Annotated in this window: 8 protein-coding genes and 1 pseudogene; 7 read left to right on the forward strand and 2 right to left on the reverse strand. The window is 56.5% G+C overall.

Going from position 1 to position 12,362, the window contains the following annotated elements; translation table 11 throughout:
- Window positions 1-104: 104 nt before the first annotated feature.
- Window positions 105-380: pseudogene (locus VAE55_RS19160) on the reverse strand (transposase family protein); the annotation flags it as partial.
- Between the two features lie 1,391 nt (window positions 381-1,771).
- Between VAE55_RS19160 and VAE55_RS12290 the strand changes: the two are divergent.
- From VAE55_RS12290 to VAE55_RS12320, 7 genes are all read left to right on the forward strand, one after another.
- Window positions 1,772-2,800, forward strand: coding sequence for a LacI family DNA-binding transcriptional regulator (locus VAE55_RS12290; RefSeq protein ID WP_322816071.1), 1,029 nt, complete (start codon window positions 1,772-1,774; stop codon window positions 2,798-2,800).
- Window positions 2,801-2,880: 80 nt separating this feature from the next.
- Complete coding sequence (locus VAE55_RS12295) at window positions 2,881-4,383, forward strand: ABC transporter substrate-binding protein (protein WP_322816072.1); 1,503 nt, start codon at window positions 2,881-2,883, stop codon at window positions 4,381-4,383.
- Between the two features lie 64 nt (window positions 4,384-4,447).
- Window positions 4,448-5,437 carry a sugar ABC transporter permease gene (locus VAE55_RS12300; RefSeq protein WP_322816073.1) on the forward strand — a complete coding sequence of 330 codons (990 nt, stop codon included), beginning with the start codon at window positions 4,448-4,450 and terminating at the stop codon, window positions 5,435-5,437.
- Window positions 5,437-6,501, forward strand: a complete 1,065-nt coding sequence (locus VAE55_RS12305; RefSeq protein WP_322816074.1) for a carbohydrate ABC transporter permease — start codon at window positions 5,437-5,439, stop codon at window positions 6,499-6,501. The genes VAE55_RS12300 and VAE55_RS12305 overlap by 1 nt, the downstream gene beginning before the upstream one ends.
- Before the next feature lies 1 nt (window position 6,502).
- Window positions 6,503-8,362: a glycoside hydrolase family 3 protein gene (locus VAE55_RS12310; protein WP_322816075.1), complete on the forward strand. Its 1,860-nt coding sequence runs from the start codon at window positions 6,503-6,505 to the stop codon at window positions 8,360-8,362.
- A 96-nt stretch (window positions 8,363-8,458) separates the two neighbouring features.
- Window positions 8,459-9,283, forward strand: a complete 825-nt coding sequence (locus VAE55_RS12315; RefSeq protein WP_416181195.1) for a family 16 glycosylhydrolase — start codon at window positions 8,459-8,461, stop codon at window positions 9,281-9,283.
- A 23-nt stretch (window positions 9,284-9,306) separates the two neighbouring features.
- Window positions 9,307-11,760: a glycoside hydrolase family 3 C-terminal domain-containing protein gene (locus VAE55_RS12320; protein WP_322816077.1), complete on the forward strand. Its 2,454-nt coding sequence runs from the start codon at window positions 9,307-9,309 to the stop codon at window positions 11,758-11,760.
- Window positions 11,761-12,154: 394 nt separating this feature from the next.
- Here the strand turns inward: VAE55_RS12320 and VAE55_RS12325 are convergent.
- Window positions 12,155-12,362: hypothetical protein (locus tag VAE55_RS12325; protein ID WP_322816078.1), on the reverse strand; the 208-nt coding region annotated here is incomplete at its 5' end.

Consider the following 12,362-nt stretch of genomic DNA (forward strand, 5'->3'; position numbering starts at 1 on the left):
TTTTTACCAAAGGGCGGTTTTGCGCAAGGGCAAAGCCGCCCCCAATTTTGTCTCAACTCGAGCTCTTAGGCATCCTGCATAGTAGACATTATCGGAAATAAGAATCAGTGGCGGAGGGCAGGACGACGGGCATCACCGTAACGGCGAACGGTCGCACGGAGGTTGTGGAGGCCACCGGCGACAAGCATCACGAGGTCAGCGAAACGGGGCTTGGGGTTGCGAAAGCGGTCTTTGACGATCCGGCAACGCTTGACGCCGACGATGACGTGCTCGGCAGTGACACGGCGGCTGGCGAGCCGCGTGGTGCGCCCCTTCTGTGCAGGGTGGAGGTCCTGGCCACGCGGGTTCTGCTTCGGCTGATAATAGAGGATGACACCTTGAGGCGCAAAGCCTTGGCAGCCACTATCCTGATGTCACTGGCTACCTGCGGGGAAGGAGCGTTGGGCCTGGTCTGCGGCAGGCTTGGCGTGGACAGAACCAGGCACCGTGGGGCTACGATAGCGAACCTGCGCTTGGGCGAAGGCTATGACGCGGATGTGCTGAATCGGGTGCGTCTTTGTTTTCCACTATAGGCCTGACGTTGTAGGCGCTCGTCACGCGGGCGCTGAGTGGGCCGCTTGGTGCCATCCATCAGAAACTCCAGGCTCGCGTACGCGGCACGAACCTCTGCCAAGCGCCGGGTCGCGTGTGGGTCGGTGTCGGTTTGCACCCAGGGTGGAGCGGAGCACTGCGCCAAGGCGATGCACCCACGCATGCACCTGGCTGTGGCTCATCCCGAAGCTCCTGCCTATTACCTCCAGCAAGGGGGAGGTCTTGCAGTCGAAAAGGATGCAGAAGAGTTTGGCCTCGCGCGTGCGTCAGTGTCCTTTCCGTCCACCGCCTACGGCTCGGTTTCGGCTCTCTGGCGCCTGCTGGTGTGTTTGCTGGTGCTCTTCCCAGGCGAGTGTAAACGTCGGGAGCAGGCGTTCGAACGCTTCCCGGTCGATCCCTGTACACGCTCGTAGCCGTGTTGGGTCCTCTTTCACCGCCTCGTCCGTCAGCCCCATGCTTCTACCTCCCATCGCTCTGCTCAACGATGGAAGCATACCATGTTATTTCCGATAATGTCTATTTATCGGGAGTATTACAATGACCAGAAAGCCCTTCCTGATCCTATCTCTCTTCCTCGCGGGACTTGTCGCACTCCTGTTCCCCCCACTGTTCACTTGCGCTCGACGTTGGCGCAGTCTCCCGCGCTCCAGATTCTGGACATCCGCACCAATGCGGACACCGTCGGCCTGTACGAAAAGTTTGAGTTGACCTTTGACATCACCGGCACCGTCGCTACCAATCCGTTCTTCCCCTACGATCCCGGCCTGCCGCCAGGGGATGGTGGGATTACGAGCAATGGACTTTTCTCGGGGCCACAGCCCTGTCTGATGGTGTGCAAGCCCCGGAAGAGGACCAGGCAAGAGTGCGCCAGCAGCCCCCTCCCTGTTATTAAATCAGCCCTACCGGCTTGCCAAAAATTGAGAAGGATTTCAACCCGCCAATTTGCGCCAACCCACATCCCCGCCCCGGCCAGGGCGATGTATCCATCCTACTCACCGTTGCACTGCCACAACCCCGATGGTGTAGATCAGCACACTACCCGCAAACGACTCGGCAAACGCATGATTGGAAGCGCTTTCACGGTTTTGTACAAGTGCTTCGCGCTTTTTGAAAAGCCAAGCCCGCCCCTTTTTTGTACTATACGGTCAGTTGGAAGCGTTCCCAGTGAGTGGTGGCAGATATGCATATCACCCTTGACGAAATTGCTCGGCGGGCCGGTGTCTCGCGATCAACCGCATCACGGGTTCTCAACAATCACCCGCATGTGAACCCGGCAGTGCGCGAGCGGGTTTGGCAAGCCATTCGCGAAACCGATTATCAACCGAACCATCCTGCGCGCTCACTAGCCAGTCGTCGGTCGCAGGTGATTGGGATCATTATTCCGCAGTCGATCCATACCCTTTTCGCCGATCCTTACTTTCCGCTCTTGATCGAAGGCATTGCGTATGTCTGTAATGCGCGGGAATTTTCGATCATGCTGGGACTGGTGACCAATACAACCGGTAATCCCTACCGTCATATTGGTCGGCGCGGCTTTCTCGATGGTGCGATTGTAGCATCGGCAATCGAAGATGAATTTCTGGCGCAATGGCTACAACAAGAAACGCTTCCGGTGGTGTCGGTTGGGCACATCAGCTCGCATCCGGTTATTCCCTATGTTGATGTGGACAATCGTCACGGTGCGCGCATGATGGTTGATCACCTGCTTCGACGAGGTTACCGCCGGATCGCAACCATTACCGGGCCAATGAATATCGTTGCCGGACGAGATCGCTATGCCGGATATTGTGAAGGGCTGGCCGCTGCCGGATTACCGGTACAACCTGAACTCGTCGTCGAGGGCAACTTTAGCGAACAGAGTGGCTTTGCGGCGATGCAGATGCTCTTGCAGCTTGATCCGCTGCCCGATGCCGTCTTTGCGGCCAGCGATATGATGGCGCTTGGCGCTTTTAAAGCCTTGCGTGCCGCCGATCTCGTTGTTCCGCGTGATATTGCGTTGACCGGGTTTGACGATATTCCGCTCGCCGCAGCAATGACACCGGCGTTAACGACCGTTCGGCAGCCGATCAATGAACTGGGTCAGACCGCGGCCCGGCTCTTACTCGATCACCTGATTATCGCTTCTTCCGAACCTACACCACAGCGGGTTATTCTGCCTACCGAGCTGATCATTCGTGAAAGTTGCATTCGCGACTCGGAAAGGGGGTGAAGATACCGCTACATTGCAAAAACTCGTACCCCGACCTGTGTCCAACACAATGGTGCAGTAGTTCCAAAGGAGGAAATGAGATGAAGTCGTTCAAAGTCCTGCTCGTTAGCCTCACGTTTATTCTCGCCACGATCCTCAATGCTGCCTGTGGCAGCAGTCCTTCAACCCCCGCTGCCCAGCCCACCACCGCACCTGCTGCTGAACCGACCCAGGCTGCGGCACCGACCCAGGCGCCTGCTCCCACCCAGGCGCCTGCTCCCACCCAGGCTGCTACCAGTGGGCGTACCAAAGTGCGCTGGTTTGTTGGTTTGGGAGCTGGTTCAGATGAGGGGGCAATTCCGGCGCAGAACGCTTTTGTCGAGCGCTTCAATGCCAGTCAGGATAAGATTGAACTGGTGATCGAGATTGTTGACAACAACGTTGCCTTTGATACCCTGGCCACCCAGATTGCTGCCGGTAACGCTCCCTGTCTCGTCGGCCCGGTGGGTATTCGCGGACGCGACAGTTTTAAGGGCGCCTGGCTTGATCTTCAGCCGTTGATCGACAAGTACAACTACGACCTGAGCGACTTCGATCCCAACCTGGTGAAGTTCTACCAGGTGAAGGAAGAGGGTCAGCTCGGTATTCCGTTCGCAATTTTTCCCTCCTTCATCATCTATAATAAAGACCTGTTTGACGAGGCAGGGTTGCCGTATCCACCCGCCGAACATGGTGCGCCGTGGGTTGATGAGAATGGTGTCGAGCGTGAATGGAACATGACCACGCTGACCGAACTGGCAAAGAAGTTGACCGTCGATGTCAATGGCAATGATGCTACCTCGCCCGATTTTGACCCGGAGAAGATCGTTCAGTTCGGGTGGATGAATCAATGGACTGACCCCCGTGGCATTGGCACCTTCTTCGGCGCCGGTTCGCTGGTCGATGACAATGGCAATGCGCAGATTCCCGATCCCTGGAAGGCGGCCTGGAAGTGGACATATGACGGCTGGTGGAAAGACTGGTTTATTCCGAATGGCCCCTACGGTGGTGCCGACTTCCTGCAAGGCCCTGGTGGTCCCTTCTCGTCGGGCAATCTGGCGATGATCCACATCCATATGTGGTACGTGGCACCGTGGGCATTGGGGAATGTCGATTTCGATTGGAATCTGGCGGCCACGCCGAGCTACAACGGGACGATTACGGCCAAGATGCATGCTGATACCTTCGGTATCTTGAAAGGTTGCCCCACGCCTGATGCCGCGTTCGAGGTATTGACCTACATGCTCAGCAAAGAGCACGTGAGTGAGTTGCTCACCATTTACGGCGGTATGCCGGCCCGGCTCTCGCTCCAACCCGACTATTTCACCCAGTACAACCAGACCAGCTTCCCCAACAAGACCGACATCAACTGGGATGTCGTGGTGGAAGCGATGAGCTACGCCGATAATCCGAACCACGAGAGCTGGATGCCTAGCTTCCAGGAGACTACGGATCGCTATAACGAGTTCTGGAACTACCTTGCCAATACACCTGATGCCGATTTCGAGGCTGAAGTAGCTAAACTGCAGGCCGACTTACAGAAGATTTTTGATGCGGCGAAGTAGGTATTGCTTACAGACCATCGATCCTGGCTTGAGCCAGGATCGATGGTTCTCCCAGGAGGTTGTTATGGCGATTGTTCCTGATGTAAGTGAAGCCCTACGGGGTACTTTTGCCAGAACGAAGCGGCGGAAGTTAAGCCAGCTTGAGAAGAAAGAGATCCGCTGGGGTCTCCTCTTTATCAGTCCGTGGATTATCGGCTTTCTGGCTTTCTATTTCTTGCCGATGATCGCATCGTTTGGCTTCTCGCTGTACGATTTCAATCCGGCGGTTCCTGATCAGGCCAGATTTGTTGGCTTTGCCAACTGGCAACGGGCATTGTTTCAAGATCAGGAAGTCTGGTTATCGCTGCGCCGTACCATCCACTTTGCCGCCATCTCGTTACCGATCTCGCTCCTCTTTGCGCTGTTTCTGGCGATTTTGCTCAATTCGGAGCACGTGCTGGGCAAGAGTGTGTATCGCACGCTCTTCTACATGCCGACGATGATCCCGCTGGTCGCTACCGTCTTGATCTGGAATGGCGTACTCAACGAACAGACCGGTTGGATCAATGTCATAATTGAACGTCTGACCGGGATTCGGGCAACCGGCACGCAGGGGTTGCGCTGGCTGGCCGATCCCAATCTGGTCTACTATGCCTACACAATGTTTGGGTTGTGGGGTGTCGGTAATGCGATGATCATCTTCCTGGCCGGTCTACAGGGCGTGCCGAGTGAACTCTACGAAGCGGCTCAGATCGATGGGGCGAACTGGTTTCAGCGTTTAATCTTCATCACTATTCCTCTGATAACACCGGTTATCTTCTATCAAGTTGTGTTGGGTGTTATCGGCTCATTGCAGTATTTCCTTGCACCATTCGTGCTGAACAGTGGTACCGGTTTTCCTGAAGGGATGACTCGCTTCTTCATGGTCTACTTCTACAAGCAGTCGTTCACCTTCTTCAGTATGGGGTATGGGGCGACCCTGGCATGGTTGATGCTGGTCATCGCCATGATTATCACGATTGTGCTCTTTGGTACGGCACGCTTCTGGGTCTTTTACACAACGGAGGAGCGGTGATGGTACGCACACAATACGTTCCCATGCGTTCGCTTTCTAAAAAGGCCCGCCTCGCCCTGAACCGCATTGCGCTTACCGGCCTGACTCTGATCGTGCTTGGCCTGTTCCTCATCCCAATGGTATATGGGATCACGACCGCCGTTAAGACCGACAATCAAATCTCTGAGAGTGGCGCACCCTGGTGGCCGGCGAGTAAACGCACCTTCGAGTATGAAGGGAAGAGCTACGATGTCTATCTCGTGCCCATCGATGGTGAGATGCGTGAACTGGCACTCTACCGGCCCGGTCGGCAGCAGAGTCAGTTTATCGATCCGAATAATCCAGAGGCGGGTGTGATCGAGTGGGAAGGCCAGTGGCGACAGCTTGAGCGCACGTGGGAGCTTGCTATTCAGTGGAATAATTTTGTCCGGGCCTGGAATACGATCAACTTTCCCAATCTTTTGCGCAATACGATAACCTATGCTGGTATAACAACCTTTGGCGCGGTGTTATCGGCCGCATTGGTTGCCTACGGCTTTGCCCGCTTCCGTATTCCCGGTAAGCAAATCCTCTTTATGATCATGCTCTCAACCGTGATCCTGCCAGGTGCAGTTACGCTGATCCCAACCTACTTCGTCTTTTTGCAGATTGGCTGGGTTGGTACGTGGTTCCCACTCATTGTTCCGGCCTTCTTTTCGTGGGGCACCAACGTCTTTCTCTTGCGCCAGTTCTTCCTCTCGATCCCGCGCGATCTGGAAGAAGCGGCGATGATCGATGGTGCTAGCCCGATCCGCATCTTTTATTCGATCATTTTGCCGATGTCGCGACCAGCACTGACTGCCGTGGCTCTCTTCCATTTCTTCTGGGCCTGGAATGACTTTTTTGGCCCCCTGATCTATCTTGCCGGCCATCCCGATAAGTTTCCGATTACGGTGGGGTTGACGGCGTTCAACAATCTGTATTCGCAATCGACCAATCTGATTCAGGCAGCGTCGCTGATTTCGGCGGTTATTCCGATTATCGTCTTCTTCTTCGCCCAACGTATCTTCCTTGAAGGTGTGGTGATTACCAATTTCGAGAAGTAGTATGCGTTTCCATTCAGTGTTTGTGCTTGTGCTGCTGCCAATCCTTATCGCTGCCTGTGGTTGGGTGCCGGTAGGTTCACCGCCACCAACTGCCACGGTGGTAACCTACCGCGATCCGTCGGTGCCAATTGCTGAACGGGTGAACGATCTGCTCCAACGCATGACCCTGGCCGAGAAGATCGGGCAGATGACGCTGATCGAGAAGAATAGTCTGGCGCCCGATTTGGTGCGCGATCTGGCTATTGGCGGGGTGCTGAGCGGTGGTGGCGGCTATCCTCAAGCAGAGAATTCGCCGGCAGCCTGGGCAGCGATGGTCAATGAATTTCAGCAGGCGGCGCTCAGCACGCGCCTTGGCATTCCGCTTATCTACGGTGCTGATGGGGTGCATGGGCACAATAATCTCTACGGGGCGGTGATCTTTCCGCATAACATTGGGCTGGGCGCGGCCAACAATCCGCAGCTTATGGAACAGATTGGCCGGGCGACCGCACTGGAGATGGCCGCCACCGGGGTATTTTGGAATTATGCACCGGCAGTGATGGTGCCGCAGGATGTGCGTTGGGGGCGCACCTATGAAGGCTACGCCGAGCGACCGGATCACGTTGCTGCGCTGGCCAGCGCGTTTCTGCGTGGCTTGCAGGCACCTGACATCGCAGCCCCAAATCGTGTGATCGGCACCCCGAAGCACTTCCTCGGCGATGGCGGTACCGCCTGGGGATCGTCTACAACCGAGAACTATCAACTCGACCAGGGAGAAACCTTCGGTGACGAAGCCTTTTTACGAGCCGTCCATCTCTCACCTTATCAGGCGCTAATTGCAGCAGGTGCCCAGACGATTATGGCCTCGTATTCGAGCTGGGATGGGCAGAAGATGCACGCCAGCTCCTACTGGCTGACCGATGTGCTCAAACGGGAACTTGGCTTTGCCGGTTTTGTGGTTTCTGATTGGGCGGCTATCGATCAGATCAGTCCCGATTACGATCAGGCCGTTATTACGGCGATCAATGCCGGCATCGATATGAATATGGTGCCCTACGATGCTCAACGCTTTATCGCCTCGCTGACGCGAGCGGTGGAACGTGGGGCCGTCAGCGAAGAGCGCATTGGTGACGCGGTACGCCGCATTCTGACCGTCAAATTCGCGATGGGTCTGTTTGAACAGCCATTCGCGCATACAGCGTTGTCCGCTCAGATCGGGAGTGCTCAGCATCGTCAACTGGCCCGGACTGCAGTCGCGCAGTCGCTGGTGCTGCTGAAGAATGACGCCAATCTGCTTCCGCTGCCAAAGGATATTGGTCATCTCTATATTGGCGGTCAGGCAGCCCACGATCTCGGCATCCAGGCCGGGGGCTGGACAATCGAATGGCAGGGGCGTACCGGCCCGATTATTCCGGGCACAACCATTCTGGAAGGCATTCAGGCCGCGGTATCGACTCAAACGGTCGTTGAATATAACCAACACGGTCGCTTCACCGGTGATCCGGGTGCAGCCGACGCAGTTTGCATCGCTGTCGTTGGTGAATTGCCATACGCTGAAGGGCGGGGCGATAGCGCCAGTCTCAGTCTGCCCCCTGCCGAGAACCGTGTGCTACGGCGCATGGAGGAAGCCTGTGCCCGTTTGGTCGTGGTACTGGTCGCCGGACGTCCACTGCTTGTGACCGATGATCTGCCAAAGTGGGATGCGCTGGTGATGGCATGGCTCCCCGGTAGCGAAGGGTCCGGAGTCGCCGATGTGCTCTTTGGCGATCAGCCGTTTCGTGGTCGCTTGCCGGTTACGTGGCCGCGCAGCCTTGATCAGTTGCCGGTAGGAAGCGGTGATGGGCAGCCGCTCTTTCCCTACGGTTTCGGATTGACGCCCTGACCGGCGATGTTGCCCTCTACTGATAACGAGCCGGTCTTTATGTGAAACGTTGGTGGTCTGGAAAGGTTGTAGATCGTGCAGACATTGTTGTCACCTATGATCAGGCGACAGATAGTGTGTCTGGGAATAGTGTGTCTATTCCTGGTTGGATGCTCTGCTATGCCGACGACGCCTGTGATCGGTGAACCGACACCAATCCCATCACCGTGGACGCTCGTCTGGAGTGATGAGTTTGAGAGCGCGACGCTCAACCCGCAGAACTGGTTGTTCGACAAAGGTGCCGGGGGATGGGGGAATAACGAATTGCAGTACTACAGCAACCGGCCAGAGAATGTCCGCATTGAAGATGGTGTCTTGATTATCGAGGCCCGTAATGAAGAGTACATGGCCTGGGAATATACTTCTGCCCGCATCAAGACCCATTATCTTCAGAGCTGGACGTATGGTCGGATCGAGGCGCGTATGAAGCTACCGGTTGGTGGTAAAGGTATCTGGCCGGCCTTCTGGATGTTGGGCGATAACATCACTACTGCGCGCTGGCCCAACTGTGGCGAGATTGACATTATGGAAAACATTGGTAATCCAACCGTTGTTTACGGTTCGGTACACGGCCCAGGCTATTCTGGTGGAAATGCGATCACAAAGTCCTTTGTCAGTGCAGTGGATTTGTCGGCTGATTTTCACATCTACGCTGTCGAATGGGAGGCCGACGAGATCCGCTGGTACGTCGATGATCAACTCTACCACACCCTTCGTCGTGAACAGGTACCGGGTGAATGGGTGTTTGATCATCCGTTCTTTCTCATTCTCAATCTAGCCGTCGGCGGGAACTGGCCGGGGTCCCCCGACGAAACAACCGTCTTTCCTCAGCAGCTCCTGGTTGATTATGTGCGCGTGTATCAGGCTGGTGCGGCCTCGTGAGCCGGCCTATTCAGAGGAAGGTTATGACTACACTCGTTGATCCAGAAACACTGCTTGCTCACCTGACCCTTGACGAAAAGATTGCCCTGCTTGCCGGTGCCGATGCATGGCACACCGTCGCAATACCGCGTCTTGGTATTCCCTCGATCAAGGTTACCGATGGCCCGAATGGTGCCCGTGGTGCCAGTCGTAATGGTGTTCCGACGTCAGCCTGTTTTCCGGTTGGTGTTGCCATGGGCGCAACCTGGAACCCGGAACTGATACGGCAGGTTGGTGAGGCACTTGCCGAAGAGACTAGAGACAAAGGGGCGCATATTTTGCTCGCCCCAACCGTGAACATCCATCGCTCACCCTTGGCCGGGCGCAATTTCGAGTGCTTTTCCGAAGACCCTTACCTTACCGGCGTGATGGCCTCTGCCTACATCAACGGGCTGCAAAGCCGGGGCGTGGGTGCCTGTATTAAACATTTTGTCTGCAACGATTCAGAATTCGAGCGCTTCAGCATAAGCTCTGACGTTGGCGAGCGTCCACTGCGCGAGATTTATTTGCGGCCCTTCGAGATGGCGATGCAGCGCGCGCGCCCATGGACGTTGATGTCGGCTTACAATCGCATCAACGGGGTGTGGGCCAGCGAAAATCGGCGCTTGCTGGTTGAAATCCTGAAGGGCGAATGGCAATTTGACGGTATGGTCATTTCGGACTGGTACGGCACCTATAGCGAGCGAGCGGTCTACAACGGGCTTGACATCGAGATGCCGGGGCCGGCGCGCTGGCTCAATCGCGAACATGTGATAGCCGCCCTCGAACGGGGTGATCTGAGTGAGGCTGAACTCGACGATAAGGTGCGGCGTCTCTTGCGCACTATCGAGCGGGTCGGTGGCTTTGCCAATCCTACCCCGACAGCAGAACAGGGTGTTGATCGCCCCAGTCATCGTGCCCTGATCCGACGGGTCGGCGTCGAGTCGATGGTGCTCTTGAAGAACGAACAGCATATCTTGCCGCTGAACGCTGATCAACCTCAAACAATTGCCGTTATCGGTGCGAATGCGCATTGGGCGGCTATCATGGGTGGTGGTAGTTCTGAAGTCACCCCCCACTATGTAGTGACTCCGCTCCAGGGTATTCGGGAGCGAGCCGGTACCGGTTGTGTCGTTGAGTATGCCATCGGCTGGCCGATCTTCCGTCGCCTCCCCAACCTTGAAACCGGCTGGCTCCGCCTGCCCGACACCGACCGGCCCGGTGCCCGGCTCGACTACTTTGCCAATCCCGATCTGGAAGGGCCAGTAGTGCGTAGCGAACACTTGAACACGCTGGAAGCAAGCTGGTTTGGCGACCAGATTGCCGATCTCACAACGCCGGTCTTCTCGACCCGTGCGACCTGTGATCTGATCCTGCCGCAGAGTGGTCGTTATCATCTGGGGCTGGCATGCGTGGGACAGGTGCGCCTCTGGCTGGATGACGAACTGGTGATCGATCTGTGGGCGAAAGACCTGATGGATGGTGCCGATCAACGGCAGACGGTGGCATTGGAGGCCAACCGGCGCTATCGTCTGCGCGTTGAATTCCGCTGGCCGCGAGCCGGTAACTGGCGAGGCTGGCAGGTTGGCTTGCTAGCAGCAAGTGAGAGCGATCTAATCGAAGAAGCGGTAGCATTGGCGGTGCGCTCGAATGTCGCTATCATCTTTGCCGGTCTGACCAAAGAATGGGAGAGCGAGGGCTTTGATCGGGTTGACATGGAGCTGCCTGGCCGTCAGAATGAATTGATCAGTCGGGTGGCAGCCGTCAATCCACGCACGATTGTGGTGCTCAATGCCGGTTCACCGCTCAGTATGCCCTGGATCGATGAGGTCGCTGCCGTGGTTCAGGCATGGTACGGTGGGCAGGAAGCCGGCCACGCGATTGCCGCTGTACTGTTCGGCGATGCCGATCCGGGTGGCCGTCTGCCGACTACCTTCCCCCGGCGCCTGGCCGACAACCCGGCCTACATCAACTATCCCGGCGAAAACGGTCATGTGCTCTACGGGGAGGGGTTGTTCGTCGGTTACCGCTACTACGATCGCAAAGGGGGTGCGCCTCTCTTCCCCTTTGGGTTTGGATTGAGCTATACCGAATTCGCCTACAGCAACCTTCGCCTCTCCTCTGAGTCAATGTATGCCGACGGGACGCTAACGGTAAGTGTTGACATAACAAATATCGGTTCGCGAACCGGGACGGAGGTGGTACAACTCTACGTTCACGACGTTGCCGCTCGTCTGGTGCGTCCCGACAAAGAGCTGAAGGGTTTTGCGAAGGTCGAACTCGAACCGGGAGCCACGACAACGGTGACGTTTACCATTGATCGGCAGGCGTTGAGCTATTACGATCCAGCGGTACCGGGCTGGATTGCCGAACCGGGCGAATTCCACGTTTTGATCGGGCGCTCGGCTGCCGATATTCGGTTGCGTGCCGGGTTTCGGTTGCTGGCGGATCAGGAATGATCGGTTGGCACCGGATGTTGTACGGGGCGGTAGCGGAGCTGCCGCCCCGGTTGGTTGGTTATGTTACATCTGGTGAAGAGAAAGCGTAATACGCTATCCGGCTATCTCTCGTCACCGCACCTGAGCGCGGAAGCGTCAACCAGCGCTTCCGCACGGCGACGGCTTGTCGTCCGTGTCCAATGTATCGCTGTGCGTCCCTATCGGGTGCCTTTCAAGGGCGGACAGGATATGCGCGATCCAACACAACATCTAACGCATCAGGACGCCCCGGCAAGAAAATATGAGTTAACATAACGTCTTCCGTATCGGGAAGCCATAGATCGAACTCTCGATCTCTCATCTCCCGTAGCGTGGACTATGCAATTACCCACAACTGGTGTCAACCATGGGTGTATCAGCGGGTATGATCGCCAGGAGTGCTGTTGTGGGCGACTGGCCAGGTGACAGTGCGCTGCTCCGGCCGTGCCAGCACGTGCTGGATGAATTGTTTTACCCGTTCGTCATACGTGTGTCGCACGGTTTGGAGTGCGACAGCATGGCTGCCGCGCCAGCCGTACTTACGATCCGGCGCGGATTGTAGCGGACGCCCGTGCCGGTACGTG

This window comes from Chloroflexus sp. (assembly GCF_034432675.1).
GTDB lineage: Bacteria > Chloroflexota > Chloroflexia > Chloroflexales > Chloroflexaceae > Chloroflexus.

What these genes read in the sequence shown, in the direction of transcription:
- VAE55_RS12290 (WP_322816071.1), top strand. Translation starts at nt 1,772, where the DNA reads ATGCATATCACCCTTGACGAAATTGCTCGGCGGGCCGGTGTCTCGCGA.
- VAE55_RS12295 (WP_322816072.1), top strand. Translation starts at nt 2,881, where the DNA reads ATGAAGTCGTTCAAAGTCCTGCTCGTTAGCCTCACGTTTATTCTCGCC.
- VAE55_RS12300 (WP_322816073.1), top strand. Translation starts at nt 4,448, where the DNA reads ATGGCGATTGTTCCTGATGTAAGTGAAGCCCTACGGGGTACTTTTGCC.
- VAE55_RS12305 (WP_322816074.1), top strand. Translation starts at nt 5,437, where the DNA reads ATGGTACGCACACAATACGTTCCCATGCGTTCGCTTTCTAAAAAGGCC.
- VAE55_RS12310 (WP_322816075.1), top strand. Translation starts at nt 6,503, where the DNA reads ATGCGTTTCCATTCAGTGTTTGTGCTTGTGCTGCTGCCAATCCTTATC.
- VAE55_RS12315 (WP_416181195.1), top strand. Translation starts at nt 8,459, where the DNA reads ATGATCAGGCGACAGATAGTGTGTCTGGGAATAGTGTGTCTATTCCTG.
- VAE55_RS12320 (WP_322816077.1), top strand. Translation starts at nt 9,307, where the DNA reads ATGACTACACTCGTTGATCCAGAAACACTGCTTGCTCACCTGACCCTT.